The following is a 16,783-nucleotide window of genomic DNA, read 5'->3' as shown; positions in this document are numbered from 1 at the left end:
CCATGGCCATGTTCGACCTGAGTCTCATCTGGGCCGTGATCATCGGCTTCGGGGTGATGATGTACGTGCTGATGGACGGCTTCGACCTGGGCGTGGGGATCCTCTTTCCCTTCGCCCCGGATGAAGAATCCCGGGACGTGATGATGAACACCGTGGCGCCGGTGTGGGACGGCAACGAGACCTGGCTGGTGCTCGGCGGGGCGGGGCTGTTGGGGGCCTTCCCGCTGGTCTACTCGGTGTTCCTGCCGGCGCTCTACCTCGGCGTCTTCCTGATGCTCGCCGGGCTGATCTTTCGCGGCATCGCCTTCGAGTTCCGCTTCAAGTCTCGCCGCAACCGCCACTGGTGGAACCGCGCCTTCTGCTGGGGCTCGGCGGTGGCGGCCTTCGCCCAGGGCGTGGTCGTGGGGGCCTACATCCGGGGCTTCCCCGTCGAGGACTTCGTCTACGTCGGCGGTCCCTTCGACTGGCTGACCCCCTTCAGCGTGCTCACGGGCCTGGGGCTGATGGCCGGCTACGCGCTGCTCGGCGCCACCTGGCTGATCCTGAAGACCGAGGGGGCGCTGCAGGAGTGGGCCTATCGGCTCGCGCCCCGGCTGCTGCTGGCGGTGCTCGGGGTGTTCGTGATCATCAGCCTCTGGACGCCCTTCGTCGACGGCGCCGTGCGCGAGCGCTGGTTCGGGCACCTGCAGCTGATCTGGATCTTCCCGGCCCTGGCGCTCGTCTGCGCGGGACTCCTGTGGCGCGCCGTCCGCCAGCGCCGCGAGGGGCAGCCCTTCCTCGCCACCCTGGGGCTCTTCTTCTTCACCTACCTGGGGCTCGTGGTCAGCAAGTGGCCGGTCATCGTGCCGCCGGACTACACCATCTGGGACGCCGCCTCCGACCCGGGCTCCCAGCTCTTCCTGCTGATCGGCGTGCTCTTCGTGATCCCCATCGTGCTGGCCTACACCGCCTGGTCCTACTGGGTGTTCCGCGGCAAGGTCCGCCCCGGCGAAGGCTACCACTGAGGTGAGGGTCGAGAGCGAGGCCGACGCCGACGCACCCGGGCCCGCGGCCCGGGCGTGGCTGTCGCGGCTCGCCGCCGGGGAGCGGCGCCACCATCGCCTGGCGCTGCTCGCCGGCGGGGCGTTCGGGCTCGCCACCATCGTCCAGATGGCGCTGCTCGCCGGGCTGATCAGCGCCCTGCTGGTCGACGAGCGAGCGCTTGATGATCTCATCCCCTGGGGGGCGGGCCTCGCGGCCACGCTCTGCCTGCGGGCGCTGGCCCAGTGGGGCCAGGAGGTGGCGGGCCAGGCGGCGAGCCTGGGCATCCGCCGGCGGGCTCGGGCCGAGCTGCTCGATCACCTGGAGCGCCTGGGGCCGGTGCGCCTCACCGGCCACCACGGCGCGGGGCTCGCCCAGCGTCTGGTCGACCAGGTCGAGGCCCTGGACGGCTACTTCGCCCGCTATCTGCCCCAGCAGACGCTGGCGGTGGCGATCCCGCTGACGATCCTCGTCGTGGTCGCCTGGCTCGATTGGCTGGCCGCGCTCTTCCTGCTGGTCGCCGCCCCGCTGATCCCGCTGTTCATGGCGCTGGTGGGCATGGGAGCCGAGCGCCTGAACCGGGAGCAGTTCGTGGCCGTGGCACGCCTGGCCGGGCACTTCATCGACCGGGTGCGCGGCATCACCACCCTGCAGCTCTTCGGGCGCACCGCCCAGGCCACCCGCGAGGTGGAGGCGGTGGCCGACGACTACCGGCGGCGCAGCATGCGCACCCTGCGCCTAGCCTTCCTCTCCTCGGCGGTGCTGGAGTTCTTCTCCTCGGTGGCCATCGCCGTGGTGGCGATCTACGTCGGCTTCGGGCTGCTGGGCTACATCGAGTACGGGCCGGCGGACGAGCTGACGCTCTTCACCGGCCTGCTGGTGCTGCTGCTGGCGCCGGAGTTCTTCCAGCCGCTGCGAAGCCTCGCCCAGCACTACCACGACCGGGCCGCGGCCCTGGGGGCGGCCGCGGGCCTGGTGACCCTGCTCCAGGAGACGCCCGACGCCGGGCGCGGCGCCGGGCCCGTCGAGGGCTCCGGCGAGAGAAGCGCGCCCCCGCGACCCGCGTCGCCCGGTGTGCTGCTCGAGCTCGAGGGTGCGACCGTCGCCCACGCCGGGCGCGGCCGGATCCTCGGGCCCCTGGACCTGCGCCTCGCGCGGGGCGAGACGCTGGTGGTGACGGGGCCCTCCGGGGCCGGCAAGTCGAGCCTGCTGCAGCTGATGGCGGGCTTTCTCGACCCGACCGAGGGCGAGCGGCGGCTCGCCGCCGAGGCCGGCTTCGCCTGGCTCGACCAGCGCCCGCTGCTGGTCCAGGGGAGCCTCGCCGACAACCTGCGCCTCGCCGCGCCCCAGGCCAGTGACGACCAGATGCGCGAGGCGCTCGACCGGGCCGGGCTCGCCGCGCTGCTGGCGCGCCTGCCCGACGGGCTCGAGACGGCGCTGGGCGAGCGGGGCGAGGGGCTCTCCGGGGGCCAGGTGCAGCGCCTGGCACTCGCCCGGGTGTTCCTCTCGCCGGCGCCGCTGGTACTGCTCGACGAGCCCACCGCGAGCCTCGACGCCCGGACCGAGGCGCGGGTGATCGAGGCCCTGGCGCGGCTGGCCGCCGAGGGACGCACCCTGGTCATCGCCACCCACCATCCGGCGCTTCTGGCGCTGGCCGATCGCCGGCTGGCGCTCGAGGCCGCCCCCGCGCGGGAGACCGCCGATGCCTGAGGCGCGAGAGACCTCGCTGATCGCCACCCTGCGCCCCTGGTGGCGGCTGCTCGATCGTCGTCGCGGCCGGCTGCTCGCCGGGGCCGGCCTGCTGCTGCTCACCGTGGCTGCGGGGATCGGCCTGCTGGCGCTCTCGGGCTGGTTCATCACCGCCACGGCGCTGACCGGCCTGGCGCTCGCCGCCGGGCTCTCGGCGGGCCTCGACGTCTACGTGCCCGGCGGCGGGATCCGCTTCTTCGCCGTCACCCGCACCGTCGCGCGCTACGTCGAGCGGCTCTACAACCACGATACCGTGTTGCGCCTGCTGGCTGACCTGCGCGGCCGGCTGTTCGGCGTGCTGGCCGGCCTCGACGGGCGCACCCTGTCGCGTCGGCGCGCCAGCGACTGGCTCGATCGCCTCACCGCCGATATCGATACCCTCGACGGCCTCTACCTGCGCCTGGTGGCGCCGGCCGCGGTGGCGCTGCTGGCGATCCTGGCGCTGTCGGGCCTGCTCGCCCTCTGGCTGCCCCGCGCCGGGCTCGTGGCGCTTGCGCTGCTGCTGTCGGCCTGGCTGTGGCTGACGGTGGGCCAGGCGCGGCGCGGCATGGCCGCGAGCCGCGGCCAGGTCGAGGCGCTGGAGGCGCTGCGCGGCCGGCTGCTCGAGCACCTGCGCGGGCTCGCCGAGCTCGAGGCCTACGGCAGCCTGGCCGCCCATCGCGCGCGGCTCGACGCCATCGAGCGCCGCCTGCAGGCCGCGCAATGGCGCCTGGCCCGGGTCGCGGCGCTGGGCTCGCCCCTGGCGGGCCTCGCTGTCGGCGCCACCTGGCTCGCGGTGCTGCTGCTGGCGGCCCTGGCCTGGCAGGCCGGGATGCTGTCCGGCCCGGTGATGGTGCTGATGCCGCTGGCGGTGATGGCGCTCAACGAGGCGCTGGCCGCGCTGCCCATGGCCTTCACCCGGCTCGGCGCCACGCGGGCCGCCGCCGAGCGCCTCAACGCCCTGGAGGCCGCGCGCGTCCAGAGCGCCGTCGTGCCGAGGGTGGCGAGCGAGGCGCCGCCTCGCGGCCCCCTCGGCGTCTCGTTCGAGGCGGTCGACCTTCACTATCCCGGCGCCCTGCAGCCGGCGCTCTCCGGGCTGTCGTTCTCGCTGCCCGCGGGCCGGCGCCTGGCGCTGTGTGGCGCCTCCGGGGCCGGCAAGTCGAGCGTGGCCCAGCTGCTGACCCGCCAGCTCATCCCGAGCGCCGGCCGGGTGCGCCTCTCCGGCATGTCGATCGAGACGATCGACGAGGCGGCGCTGCGCCGGCGGGTGGCCTGCCTCACCCAGCGGGTGGAGCTCTTCGACGACAGCCTGGCCGCCAACCTGCGCCTGGGCGATCCGGAGGCGGACGAGGCGCGGCTGTGGCGGGTGCTGTCGATGGTCGAGCTCGCCGGCTGGGCGCAGGCGCTGCCCGAGGGGCTCGTGACCCGGGTGGGCGAGGGCGGCCGGCGCCTCTCCGGTGGCCAGGCCCGGCGCCTCGGCCTGGCGCGGCTGCTGCTGCGCGAGCCGGACCTGGTGATCCTCGACGAGCCCTTCGCCGGCCTCGATGCGCCCACCGCGGCGCGCCTGGCCGCCCGCCTCGACGAGTGGCTTTCCGGGCGCAGCGTCGTCTATCTGGTTCACCAGCTCGGCGAGGTCGTCGACCCGCCGGGCATCGATCGACGCCTGACCCTGTGCGAGGGAGTGCTTGGCACGGATGGTCAGGATGTTTCAGGATAGGACCGATGATCTTTCATGAGGTATGCCATGCGTGACTTCCTCCGGCGCCTGCCCAAGGCCGAACTCCACCTGCACATCGAGGGTTCGCTGGAGCCCGAGCTGATGTTCTCCCTGGCCGAGCGCAACGGCATCCGCCTGCCCTACGGCTCGGTGGAGGAGGTCCGCGCGGCCTACGACTTCGCCGACCTGCAGTCCTTCCTCGACCTCTACTACCAGGGCATGAGCGTGCTGCGCACCGCCGAGGACTTCCATGACCTGGCGATGGACTACTTTCGCCGCGCCAGCGCCGAGGGCGTCGTGCACGTCGAGATGCACTTCGACCCCCAGGCGCACCTGGCGCGCGGCGTCGAGCTGCCGGTGGTGATGGAGGGCCTCTCCCGGGCGCGCCGCCAGGCCTGGCGGGAGCTCGGGGTGTCCAGCGCGATGATCCTGGCCTTCCTGCGCGACCGGCCGGCCGAGGAGGCCATGCAGGTGCTGGAAAGCGCCGCCCCCTACTGGGAGATGCTCGACGCCGTGGGCCTGGACAGTGCCGAGCAGGGCAATCCGCCGGAGAAGTTCGCCGCGGTGTTCCGCTTCGCCCGGGAGCTCGGCATTCCCCGGGTGGCCCATGCCGGGGAGGAGGGGCCGCCCGCCTACATCCGCGAGGCGCTGGACCTGCTGGACGTCTGTCGCATCGATCACGGCGTGCGCTGCCTGGAGGACCCGACGCTGGTGGCCCGGCTGCGCGACGAGCGGGTGGTGCTCACCGTCTGCCCGCTCTCCAACGTGCGCCTGCGGGTGGTCGAGCGCATGGCCGACCACCCCTTGCCGCAGCTGCTCGAGGCGGGCCTGACGCTGACGCTGAACTCCGACGATCCCGCCTACTTCGGCGGCGGCATGCTGCAAAACTTCGCGGCCTGCCACGAGGCCTTCGGCTGGTCGAAGGAGACCTTCACGGGGCTCGCCCGCAATGCCCTCGAGGCCGCCTTCATGAGCGACGAGCGTCGCCAGGAACTGCTGCATCGGCTCGCCGAGACGCGCTGAGGCCCCGCCGGCCCCTGGCTGGCCGTCTGGCCCCTTGGTCTCACGCCAACGCATGGAACCCCGGCATGGCCGGGGTTCTTCGTATCATGCGTCTCGTCGGCCTCGGAGAAGCCTTCACTACTATCAGGTGGGCGCCGGGGCGTCGCGCCGGTGCTGGCGGCGACCGCCACTCCAGGTCTCGGCCACGGTGCGGTCGTCGCCGAGCATCATCAGCGCGAAGAGCGTCTCGGCGAGGCTCTGGCTGCGGGCCGTGCGCCGCGCCATCAGCGGGGTGGCGGCGGGGTCGAGGACCACGAAATCCGCCTCCATGCCCGGGGCGAGCCGGCCAATGCGGTCGTCCAGGGAGAGCGCCCGGGCGTTGCCCAGGGTCAGCCCGTAGAAGCCCTGCCAGGCGGTGAGCGGCTGGCCACGCAGCTGGCCGACCTGGTAGGCCGCCTTGAGGGTGGCCAGGCCCGAGAGGTCGGTGCCGCCGCCCACGTCGCTGGCGTAGCTGACGGCGAGGCCGGCCTCCCGGGCGGCGAGGCGGTCGAACAGGCCGCTGCCCAGGAAGAGGTTCGAGCTCGGACAGAAGGCGAGGTTGGCGCCCCGCGCCGCCAGGCGTCCGCGCATCTCCTGGTCGAGGTGGATGCCGTGGGCGAAGGTGCTGCGCGGGCCGACGAGCCCCGAGGTCTCGTAGACCTCGAGGTAGTCGCGGCAGTCGGGAAAGAGCTCGGCCACCCAGTCGAGCTCGCCGGTGTTCTCGGCGAGGTGCGTCTGCAGCCACAGGCTCGGGTCGGTGCGCAAGAGCCCACCGGTGGCATCGAGCTGGGCCCGGGTGGAGGTGGGCGCGAAGCGCGGCGTCAGGCTGTAGCCGAGCCGGTCCCGGCCGTGCCAGTCGGCGATCAGCCGCTCGCTGTCGCGGATGCCGCCCCGGGTGTCGTCGCAGAGCGCCTCGGGGGCGTGGCGGTCCATCAGCACCTTGCCGGCGAGCATGCGCAGGCCGCGCTCGCGACAGGCGGTGAAGAAGGCGTCCACCGAGGCCGGATGGCTCGAGCAGAACACCTGGGCGGTGGTGGTGCCGACCCGCAGCATCTCGTCGAGGAAGGCCGCCGACTGGGCCCGGGCGTGCTCGTGGGCGGCGAAGCGGCACTCCTCGGGAAAGGTGTAGTCGTTGAGCCAGTCGAGCAGCTGGCGGCCCCAGGAGGCCATGATCTCGAGCTGCACGTAGTGCACGTGGCTGTCGATGAAGCCGGGCACGATCAGCTTGCCGCGATGGTCCTCCACCACAAGGCCCTCGGGCAGCTCGGGGGCCAGCCGCGCCCAGGTGTCCAGCGCGCGGATGCGGCCGTTCTCGATCCACAGGGCGCCATCCTCGAGATGGCGCACGCTCCCCGCGGCGGGTGTGTCGCCCTCGCCGGGGTCGGCATCGAAGCTCAGCAGGTCGGCGCGCAGCACGCGCGAAGTGTCGGGAGTCATCACATCGAGGCTCATCTCGTCGGGGCTCGTGTCGGGAGTCGTGAAAGGGTCGTGACGGTCGGCGTCAGGCCGGCGCGTGCGGATCTTCGCGCCGGCGATCGCCCAGGGCCGCGCGCAGCTTTGCCGGGTCGAGGCCGCGTTGATCGGGGCGCGCCTCGCTGGCCATCAGCGGCAGCAGCTCGGCGACGGCGGCCAGGGCGATGGCGTAGGGCGTCTTGTCACCGCCCGTGCCGCCGGCCGCGGTGCCGATGGGGCAGCGCACCCGGGCGAGCGCCGCCTCGTCGTGGCCGGCCTCGCCCAGCCGGCGGCGAAAGCTCGCCCACTTGCTGCGCGAGCCGATCAGACCCAGCGAGCCCGTGTCGCCGCGGGCGAGCAGGGCGTCCACCAGGGCGCGGTCCTCGGCGTGATCGTGGGTCAGCACCAGGGCGTGGGTCCCGGGGGGCAGGGCGGCCACGGCCGCGGCGGGGTCGGGCGCCGGGCGGCACTCGAGCCGTGGCGTCTCGGCGGCCCACTCGGGGAAGGCGCCTTCGCGGCTGTCGTGCCACAGCAGCCGCCAGGGCAGCGGGGCGGCCAGGCGCACCAGCGCCTGGCCCACGTGGCCGGCGCCGAAGATCGCCAGGGTCGCGGCGCTGCCGGGGAAGACCTCGAGCAGCACGTTGACGAAGCCGCCGCAGCACTGGCCGCTGCGCCCGCCCAGCGAGAAGGCCTCCAGGCTCATGCCGGCCTCGACGCGGCCGTCGACGCCGGCGAGGCGTCCCCGGGCGGCCTCGATGGTCTGCCACTCGAAGGTGCCGCCGCCCAGGGTGTCATAGACGGCGTCGGCGGTGATCACCATGCGCGCGCCGGGCTCCCGGGGCGTGGAGCCGGCGCTGGTGACCTGGGTCGCCAGCACGTGGGGCCGCCCCTCGCGCTGCAGGCGATGCAGGGCGGCGTGCCAGGGCTCCGGTCGGGTGTCCGCGGCGCTCATGCGGGCTCCTCCCGGCTCACCGGCCGCGCTTCGTGGCGGGCGCGCAGGGCCTCGGCGGCCATCAGCACCCGCTCCGGGGTGGCCGGGGTGTCGAGCGCCGGGCTGACCCGGTAGTCGGCGAGGCTCGCCAGGGCGTCGCGCAGCGCCGACCACACCGAGATCGCCAGCATGAAGGGCGGCTCGCCCACCGCCTTGGAGCGGTAGATGCTGGCCTGGGAGTTGGGGTGGCCCTCGAGCAGCGCGACGTTGAAGGTCTCGGGCAGGTCGCCGAAGGCCGGGATCTTGTAGGTGGCCGGGCCGTCGGTGACCAGCCGGCCGGCGTCGTTCCACTTGAGCTCCTCGCTGGTCAGCCAGCCCATGCCCTGGACGAAGGCGCCCTCGATCTGGCCGATGTCGATGGCCGGGTTCAGGGAGTCGCCGACGTCGTGGAGGATGTCGGCGCGGCTGACCCGGTACTCGCCGGAGAGGGTGTCGACCTCCACCTCGGCCACCGCCGCCCCGTAGGCGTAGTAGTAGAAGGGGCGGCCGCGGCCGGTGGCGCGATCGTAGTGGATCAGCGGCGTGGCGTAGAAGCCCTTCTCGGAGAGCGAGACCCGCCCCAGGTAGGCCGCCTGGACGAGCTCGCCCCAGGGGATGCGCCGCTCGGCCTCGCCGATGCCGGCCACCAGCTGGCCGTCTTCCAGTCGCATGCTCTCGCGGTCGAGCCCGCCCGCCTCGCGGTCGAAGTGGCCCGCGGCGAAGTCGAACAGCCGCTCGCGCAGTTTGACGGCGGCGTCCCGAGCGGCCTGGCCGTTCAGGTCGGCGCCGCTGGAGGCGGCGGTGGGCGAGGTGTTGGGCACCTTGTCGGTGCGGGTGGCGCTGATGCGCACCCGCTCGAGGTCGAGGCCGAGCTCCCGGGCCACCACCTGGCACACCTTGGTGTGCAGGCCCTGGCCCATCTCGGTGCCGCCGTGGTTGATCATCACGCTGCCGTCGGTGTAGACGAGCAGCAGGGCGCCGGCCTGGTTGAGGTGCTGCACGGTGAAGGAGATGCCGAACTTCACCGGCGTCAGGGCGAGGCCCCGCTTGATGATCGCGCTTCGCGCGTTGAAGGCGGTGATCTCGCGCCGGCGGGCCCAGTAGTCGCTGCTCCCCTCGAGCTGGGACACGATGTCCTGCAGCAGCGAGAGCTGCTCGACCCGCTGGCCGTAGTGGGTCACGTCGCGGGACGTGCCGTCCGGGTCGGTGGCGCGATAGAGGTTGCGCTTCCGGATGGTCAGCGGGTCCTCGCCGAGGTGGCGGGCGATGTCGTCCATGGCCCGCTCGATGATCATCATGCCCTGGGGGCCGCCGAAGCCGCGAAAGGCGGTGTTGGAGGCGGTGTGGGTGCGGGCGCGCTTCCCGGTGACCCGGGCGGCCCCCAGCGAATAGGCGTTGTCGGCGTGGAACATGGCCCGATCGACGATGGCATCGGACAGGTCCGGCGAGTAGCCGCAGTCGCCGATCACCGTGATCTCGCCGCCGGTCAGCACGCCCTGCTCGTCGACGCCGAGCCGGTAGCGGTTGTGGAAGGGGTGGCGCTTGCCGGTGGCGCGGGTGTCCTCGGCCCGGGGCAGGCGCACCTTGGTGGCCCGGCCGGTGCGCCGGGCGACGAGGGCGGCGATGCAGGCCCAGGGCGAGGCCTGGGTCTCCTTGCCGCCGAAGCCGCCGCCCATGCGCCGGGTCTCCATGGTCACCGCGTGGAAGGGGATGCCGAGCACCTCGGCGACCAGCTTCTGGGTCTCGCTGGGGTGCTGGTTGGAGGTGTAGACCAGCACCCCCTCGTCCTCGGTGGGCTGCGCGAGGCAGGCCTGGCCCTCCAGGTAGAAGTGCTCCTGGCCGCCGACGAACTGCTCGCCCTCCAGCACATAAGTCGCCTCGCGCAGCGCCTGCTGCCAGTCGCCGCGCTCGTGGGTGTGGGACGGACGCACCACCTCGCCGCGCTCGGCGGCGGCGACCGGATCCAGGCAGGCCGGCCGCTCGTCGATCTCGACCACCGCGAGCTGGACGGCCAGGCGCGCGGCGCGATGGCTCTCGGCGGCCACGGCGAACAGGCACTGGCCGACGTAGCTGATCTCGTCATCGGCGAACAGCGGGTCGCCGGGGAAGACCGGGCCGATATCGGTGTGGCCGGGCACGTCGGAGAGCGTGATCACGTCCACCACGCCGGGTGCGGCCTTGACCTTCTCGAGGTCGAGGCGGGTCAGCCGGCCGTGGGCCACCGGCGAGAGGCCCAGCGCCACGTGCAGGCAGTCCCGCGGGACCGGCAGGTCGTCGATGTAGGCGGCCCGGCCGGTGACGTGCTTGATGGCGCTCTCGTGGGCGCGGGCGCTGCCGGCGCCGCCCCGGGCCGCGACGGTCTCGCGGGCCAGCGGCGCGTCGCCCTGGTTCCGCCGTGAGGTGTCTTGGGGAATGTCAGTGAGCGTACGCATCGAGGGTCACCTGGGTCGCGGAATGGGTGTCGTCGGCAGTGGCATGGTCGGCGGCGATCATCAGTCGCAGCCGCTCGAGCAGGTTGCCGGCGGCGAGGCGGCGGTACTCGGCGCTGCCGCGCACGTCGCTCATCGGCGCGAGCTCCTCGGCCAGCGCCGCGCGGGCGGCGGCGAAGGCCGCGGCGTCGGGGGCGCGACCCTCCAGGCCGGCCTCGGCGGCCGGTGCGCGGCGCGGGATCGCCGCCATGCCGCCGAAGGCCAGGTGGACGTCGCGCATCACGCCCTCCTCCAGACGCCAGGCGAAGGCGCCCAGCACCGCCGAGATGTCGTCCTCGCGCCGCTTGGAGAGCTTCCATACCTTGAGGCAGTGATCCGCCTTGGGGCGTGGGAGAAACACCGCGGCGATGAACTCGTCGGCTTCCAGCGCGGTTTTCCGATAGTCGAGGAAGAAGTCGGCCAGGGGCAGCTCCCGCGCGCCCCGGGCGCCGTCCAGGCGCAGCCGGGCGTCGAGGGCCAGCAGCACCGGCGGGGTGTCGCCGATCGGTGAGGCGTTGGCGATGTTGCCGCCCAGCGTTGCGCGGTGGCGGATCTGGGACGAGGCGAAGCGGTGCAGCAGGTGCTCGAAGGCCGGGTAGGGCGTGGCCAGCAGCGGCATCAGCCGGGCGAGGGTCACCGCGCCGCCGATCCACCAGCCCTCGGTGGTTTCCTCGATGGCGTTCAGCTCGGCGACCCGGCGCACGTCGATGAGATCCTCCAGCGCCTTGAGCTGCTGGGTGGTCTCGAGCCACAGGTCGGTGGCGCCGGCGACCAGCCGGGCCTGGGGCCGCTCGGCCTTGAGCTTTCGCAGCGCCTCGAGGCTCCGGGGCACCGCGTAGTGGCCGGTCTCGGCGGTGTCGGCGGCGACGGCGGCGACGGCCCGGTCGTCCAGGCGCTGGGTGAGGGTGGCATCGGTGAGCCAGGCGGGGTCGGCCGGCGGGTAGTCGCCCATGGCGAGCGCCGCCTCGCGGATCGGCCGGTAGCCGGTGCAGCGGCAGAGGTTGCCGCCGAGGGCCGCTTCGAGGCGCGCTTGGGTCAGCGGGGCGGGGGGCTCGTTACCATTTCGGCGCTGCTCCTCATAGAGAGTGAACAGCGACATCACGATGCCCGGGGTACAGAAGCCGCACTGGCTGCCATGGCAGTCGACCATCGCCGCCTGGGCGGGGTGCAGCCGCTCGCCCTCGGCCAGCCCCTCCACGGTCACCAGGTGGCAGCCCTGGAGCTGGTGGGCCGGGGTGATGCAGGCGTTGGCACTGCGATAGACGAACTCGCCGGAGGCGTCCGGCTCGCCGATGGCAACGGTGCAGGCCCCGCAGTCGCCGGAGGCGCAGCCCTCCTTGGTGCCGGTCTGGCCGAGGGTCGTGCGCAGCAGTTCGAGCACGCTCTCGTCGGCGCGCACGTCGGCACAGCGCTGGCGCCGGCCGTTGAGGTGGAAGTCGATCATGGTCGGCTCCGTTGTGGTTGTCATGGCCGAAACATCAGGGAATACCTTGATTCTTGACCATATGGTCAGCTTTGACAAGTTCCGCCGACACTTTTCGTCCAGAGACGGCGCGAATTGCCTTGTGGGGCGCCTCTCAGGCAAGCTCAGGGCCGACACGTCCCGGTCGACAGCAGCGAGGGCCCATGGCCAAGGCAGAACACCCCAGCGAGCAGGAAGGCGGCGCCATCCGCCGGCGTAACGAGCAGGCGATCCTGGCGGCGGCGGAGCGGGTCTTCGCCCGGCACGGCTACCGGGGCGCGAGCCTCCAGGCGATCGCCGAGGTGGCGGGCCTGCCGAAGTCCAACGTCCTCTACTACATGGGCAGCAAGCGCACGCTCTATGTCCGCCTGCTGGAGCGGATGATGGAGCGCTGGAACGCCATGCTCGACGATATCTCCGCCGAGGACGATCCGGCCGAGGTGCTCGCCGCCTTCATCCGCTCCAAGATGCAGATGTCGCGCCGCCACCCCGAGGGCTCGCGGCTCTTCGCCAGCGAGATCCTCGGCGGCGCGCCCTTCCTGCAGGAGTACCTCCGCGGCGAGCTGCGCGACTGGGTGCAGAGCCGTGCCGCGGTGTTTCGTGAGTGGGCCGACCGGGGTCTGATGGACCCGGTCGACCCCGTGTGGCTGATCTTTTTGATCTGGTCCTCCACCCAGCACTACGCCGACTTCGAGGCCCAGGTGCTGGGCATCACCGGCCGCGAGGCGCTCGACGACGACGATCTGGAGCAGATCACCGCCTTCCTGACCCGGGTGGTCATCAAGGGCTGCGGGGTGAAGCACCCCGCGGCCCGCGGCGAGGACCCGGTCTCGCTCACTGGGCGGTGAGCAGCATCAGCACCGAGAGCGCCGCGGAGACCCACATCGCCGGCTTGATCTCATGGATCCGCCCGGTGGCGGCCTTGATCAGCACGAAGCTCATGAAGCCGAAGGCGATGCCCAGGGTGATCGAGTAGGTCAGCGGCATCAGGATGATCGCCAGGAAGGCCGGCAGCGCCTGGTCGAAGTGGGCCCAGTCGATCTTGGCGATGGGCGCCATCATGAAGAGCCCCACCAGCACCAGGGCCGGGGCGGTGGCGATGCCGGGCACCAGCGACAGCAGCGGCGAGAGGAACAGGAAGGGCAGGAAGAGCAGGGCGATGACCACGGCCACGAGGCCCGTGCGTCCGCCCTGGGCGACGCCCGCGCCGGATTCGATGAAGGTCTGGGCGGCGCTGGTGCCGAGCGGCGCGGCGATCATCGAGGCGAAGGCATCCACTGTCATCGAGCGCTTGAGGTTGCGCGGGTTGCCGTCCTTGTCCTTGAGGTCCGCCGACTCCGACAGCGCCATGAAGCAGGAGAGCGCATCGAAGAAGTTGGTGAACAGCATCACGAAGATGAACGGCAGGTAGGCGACCTTGAGGGCGCCGAGGATGTCGACCCGCATCACCGCGCTGAAGTCGGGCCAGGCGGCCAGGCCGTTCCAGGCCACCATCACCTCCTCGCCCCACAGCCGACCCATGGGCGCGGCGAGCAGGGTGGTCAGGGCGATGCCCATGATCAGGGCGCCGTTGAAGCGCAGGATCACGAACACCCCGGTGGCCACCAGGCCGAGGAAGAAGGTGGCGAGGCTCGCGTCCATGTTGCCGAGGGTCACCAGGGTGGCGTCGCTGCCGACGATGAAGCCGGCGTTCTGCAGGCCGATGAAGGTGATGAAGAGCCCGATGCCGCAGGTGATGGCGTAGCGCAGCGACAGCGGGATCGCCTCGATGATCGCGCGTCGAACGTTGAACATCGCCAGCACCGCGAACATCACCCCGGACCAGAAGACGCAGCCCAGCGCCACCTCCCAGGAGAGGCCGGCGCCCAGCACCAGGGTATAGGTGAAGAGCGCGTTCATGCCCATGCCCGGCGCCACCAGGATCGGGTTGCGGGCATAGAGCCCCATGGCCAGGCTGCTCATGAAGCTGATCAGCACCGTGGCCGAGAGCGCCGCGGAGAAGGGGATGCCGGCGTCCGAGAGCACCGCCGGGTTGACCACGATGATGTACATGCCGGCGAGGAAGGTGGCGATGCCGGCCAGGAACTCGGTCTTCAGCGTCGAGCCGCGGCGGCTGACGCCGAACCAGCGGTCGAGGCGCGACAGGCCGTCGCCGGAGGCCGAGGAAGCGCGCCCGTCGGCGCGGGTCGTGGAGCTTGGTTGCATACCGGAACCTATTGTTGTTGTGTACGGGAATTTGACGCTGACACTTCCTGACCTATCGGTCAAGTTGCCAGGAGCCAGCCTAGTGCCGGCGGCGGATGCCCGCAAGCCGGCCGCTCGACTCGACTTTCAACGACGCCCGTCGCCCCGCGAAGGCCAGAGGCCCCGGGGTGCGGGCGGTATACCAGAGTGACTTCATGAACCGCGTTGCCCCCCCTTCCCCTGATGCCCTGCCCATCGAGGCGCGACTCGACGAGATCCAGGCCGCCCTGGCCGCCCGGTCGCGGGCGCTGCTGGTCGCCGAGCCCGGCGCCGGCAAGACCACCCGGGTGCCGCTGGCGCTACTCGACGCCGACTGGTGTCGTGGGGGCCGGCTCTTGCTGCTGGAGCCGCGGCGGGTGGCGGCGCGCCTCGCCGCCGGCTTCATGGCCGAGTCGCTGGGCGAGCGGGTCGGCGAGACGGTGGGCTATCGCATGCGCGGCGAGAGCCGGGTGGGGCCGAGGACCCGCCTCGAGGTGGTCACCCAGGGCGTGCTGACCCGCATGCTCCAGGAGGATCCCATGCTCGAGGGGGTGGAGGGCGTGATCTTCGATGAGTTCCACGAGCGCAGCCTCGAGGCCGACCTGGGGCTCGCCCTGACCCTCGATGCCCAGCAGGGCCTGCGCGACGACCTGCGCCTGCTGGTGATGTCGGCGACCCTGGACGTCGACGCCCTGCTGGGCGTGCTCGGCGAGGCCACGCCGGTGATCGACTGCCCGGGGCGCAGCTTTCCCGTCGAGACCCGCCATCGCCCGCTGCGCCCCCGTGAGGACGCCGCCCGCCAACAGGTCGCGGCGCTCCTTGAATCACTGGACGAGGCGCTGGATGAGACGTTCCCGGGTGAGGAGGGGGCGGGCGATGCCCTGGTGATCCTGCCCGGGGTGGGCGAGATCCGCCGCCTGGCCCGGGAGCTCGCGGGCCGCGCGCCCGAACTCGCCGTCATGGAGCTGCACGGCCGCCTGCCGCTGGAGGCCCAGCGGCGCGCCCTGCGCCCGGACCCCGAGGGCCGGCGGCGGGTGGTGCTCGCCACCGCCATCGCCGAATCGAGCGTCACCGTTGACGGCGTGCGCCTGGTCATCGATGCCGGCCAGGAGCGGGTGCCGGTCTTCCAGCCGCGCACCGGCCTGACCCGGCTCGAGACCCGCCGGGTCAACCGGGCGAGCGCCGATCAGCGCCGCGGCCGCGCCGGGCGCCAGGGCCCGGGACGCTGCGTGCGACTGTGGGCCGAGGAGCAGCCGCTGGTGCCCCATGGCGAGCCGGAGATCCGCCAGGCGGACCTCGCGCCGCTGGCCTTCGAGCTGGCCCGCTGGGGCATCACCGAGCCGGGCGAGCTTGCCTGGGTGACGCCGCCGCCCGCCGGGGCCCTGGCGGCCGGGCGGGCGCTGCTCGCGCGCCTCGGCGTGCTGGACGCCGCCTGCCACCTCACCGCCCTGGGCCGCGCCTGCGTGCGCTGGCCGACCCATCCGCGCCTGGCGGTGATGCTGGAACGTTCGGCCGAGCTCGAGGCCCGGCCGCTGGCCTGTGCCCTGGTGGCGGCCCTGGAGGGGCGCGATCTCGACCAGGAGCGCGACCTGGAGCGGGCGCTGGCCGCGCGGCTGGCCGCACCGAAGGACCATCGCCCGTGGCTCCGGGAGGCGCAGCGCCTGGCGCGCATCGCCGGCGTCGAGCTCGATGAGGGGAAGAGGATCGACCTGGCGCCGCTCGGCGAGCTTCTGGCGCTGGCCTATCCCGAGCGCATCGGGCAGCGCCTCGAGCCCGGCCGCTTTCGCCTGGCGGGCGGGACGCTCGCGACCCTGCCCGAGGCGCACCCCCTGGCCCATGCGCCTCTGCTGGTGGCCGCCGAGCTCGACGGCGAGGCGAGCGGGGCGCGCATCTTTCGCGCCGTGGCGCTGGCGCCGGAGCGGCTTGAGGCGCTCTATCCCGAGACCCGCGAGTGGCGGGCGAGCCTCGAGTGGTCCGACGCCCAGGGCCGGATACTCGGCGAGCAGGTGCGCGGGCTCGACGGCGTGGTGCTCGAGCGCCGGCCGCTCAAGACGCTGCCGCCGGAGGCGGTGAAGGCCGCCCTGCTCGCGGCCCTGCGGCGCCGCGAGCGGCTGCCTTTTGGTGAGGAGACCGAGCAGCTCCGCGGGCGGGTGGCGCTGCTGCGCCGAACCCTGAATCGTGACGACGACGGTGAGGAGGCGTGGCCGGACTGGTCAATGCCGGCCCTGCGCGAGACCCTGGAGGCGTGGCTCGGCCCCTACCTCGAAGGCGTGACCCGCCTCGACGCGGTGGAGAAGCTGCCGCTGTCGCGCATCCTCGTCGATTCGCTGCCCTGGCCGCTGCGCGCGCGCCTCGACGAACTGGCGCCGCCGCGCCTGGCGGTGCCGAGCGGCGCCAGCCACCGGCTCGACTACCGGCCGTGCCTCGAGGGCCAGCCGCCCGTGCTCGCGGTCAAGCTGCAGGAGTGCTTCGGCTGGCAGGGCTCGCCGCGGGTCGCCGACGGCCGCGAGCCGGTGCTCCTGCACCTGCTCTCGCCGGCGCGGCGGCCGCTGCAGGTCACTGCCGATCTGGCGAGCTTCTGGGCCAACGGCTACCCCGAGGTGCGCCGCGAGATGCGCGGCCGCTACCCCAAGCATCCCTGGCCGGAGGATCCCTTCGCCGCCGAGGCGACCGCCCGCACCAAGCGGCGCGGCTGAGCCCGG

11 protein-coding genes are annotated in these 16,783 nt (G+C 72.9%); 6 read left to right on the top strand and 5 right to left on the bottom strand.

The features are described from left to right. The first annotated feature begins 2 nt into the window (after positions 1-2). The 4 genes from cydB to C9F13_RS12060 are packed head-to-tail and all read left to right on the top strand — an operon-like array spanning position 3 to position 5,488. Positions 3-1,004 carry a cytochrome d ubiquinol oxidase subunit II gene (gene cydB / locus C9F13_RS12075; protein ID WP_108446524.1) on the top strand — a complete coding sequence of 334 codons (1,002 nt, stop codon included), beginning with the start codon at positions 3-5 and terminating at the stop codon, positions 1,002-1,004. Between the two features lies 1 nt (position 1,005). Continuing rightward, entirely contained in the window at positions 1,006-2,730 is a 1,725-nt protein-coding gene (gene cydD / locus C9F13_RS12070; protein WP_108446523.1) for a thiol reductant ABC exporter subunit CydD, read from the top strand. Next, positions 2,723-4,465 carry a thiol reductant ABC exporter subunit CydC gene (gene cydC, locus C9F13_RS12065; protein WP_108446522.1) on the top strand — a complete coding sequence of 581 codons (1,743 nt, stop codon included), beginning with the start codon at positions 2,723-2,725 and terminating at the stop codon, positions 4,463-4,465. The genes cydD and cydC overlap by 8 nt, the downstream gene beginning before the upstream one ends. Before the next feature lie 27 nt (positions 4,466-4,492). After that, entirely contained in the window at positions 4,493-5,488 is a 996-nt protein-coding gene (locus tag C9F13_RS12060; RefSeq protein WP_108446521.1) for an adenosine deaminase, read from the top strand. Positions 5,489-5,611: 123 nt separating this feature from the next. Here the strand turns inward: C9F13_RS12060 and guaD are convergent, their stop codons facing one another. From guaD to xdhA, 4 genes are all read right to left on the bottom strand, one after another. Then, entirely contained in the window at positions 5,612-6,943 is a 1,332-nt protein-coding gene (gene guaD / locus C9F13_RS12055) for a guanine deaminase (RefSeq protein ID WP_108446748.1), read from the bottom strand. Positions 6,944-7,007: 64 nt separating this feature from the next. Beyond that, positions 7,008-7,910, bottom strand: coding sequence for a xanthine dehydrogenase accessory protein XdhC (xdhC, locus tag C9F13_RS12050; RefSeq protein ID WP_108446520.1), 903 nt, complete (start codon positions 7,908-7,910; stop codon positions 7,008-7,010). After that, positions 7,907-10,360, bottom strand: coding sequence for a xanthine dehydrogenase molybdopterin binding subunit (xdhB, locus tag C9F13_RS12045; RefSeq protein WP_108446519.1), 2,454 nt, complete (start codon positions 10,358-10,360; stop codon positions 7,907-7,909). The genes xdhC and xdhB overlap by 4 nt, the downstream gene beginning before the upstream one ends. Continuing rightward, complete coding sequence (gene xdhA, locus C9F13_RS12040) at positions 10,344-11,840, bottom strand: xanthine dehydrogenase small subunit (RefSeq protein WP_108446518.1); 1,497 nt, start codon at positions 11,838-11,840, stop codon at positions 10,344-10,346. The genes xdhB and xdhA overlap by 17 nt, the downstream gene beginning before the upstream one ends. Positions 11,841-12,022: 182 nt before the next feature. Here xdhA and C9F13_RS12035 point away from each other — a divergent pair, with 182 nt between their 5' ends. After that, the gene (locus tag C9F13_RS12035; RefSeq protein ID WP_108446517.1) at positions 12,023-12,706 is read left to right on the top strand and encodes a TetR/AcrR family transcriptional regulator; all 684 of its coding nucleotides are present in this window, start codon (positions 12,023-12,025) and stop codon (positions 12,704-12,706) included. Here the strand turns inward: C9F13_RS12035 and C9F13_RS12030 are convergent. After that, positions 12,693-14,063: an NCS2 family permease gene (locus C9F13_RS12030; protein ID WP_108446516.1), complete on the bottom strand. Its 1,371-nt coding sequence runs from the start codon at positions 14,061-14,063 to the stop codon at positions 12,693-12,695. The two genes, C9F13_RS12035 and C9F13_RS12030, sit on opposite strands and share 14 nt — an antisense overlap. A 194-nt stretch (positions 14,064-14,257) precedes the next feature. Here C9F13_RS12030 and hrpB point away from each other — a divergent pair, with 194 nt between their 5' ends. After that, positions 14,258-16,777 carry an ATP-dependent helicase HrpB gene (gene hrpB / locus C9F13_RS12025; RefSeq protein WP_108446515.1) on the top strand — a complete coding sequence of 840 codons (2,520 nt, stop codon included), beginning with the start codon at positions 14,258-14,260 and terminating at the stop codon, positions 16,775-16,777. The last annotated feature ends 6 nt before the right edge of the window (positions 16,778-16,783 follow it).

Origin of the sequence: Halomonas denitrificans, from assembly GCF_003056305.1 — a bacterium.
Classification (GTDB): domain Bacteria; phylum Pseudomonadota; class Gammaproteobacteria; order Pseudomonadales; family Halomonadaceae; genus Halomonas; species Halomonas denitrificans.
The sequence above is the reverse complement of the archived record's forward strand: the minus strand, read 5'-3'. Positions and strand labels throughout refer to the sequence as shown.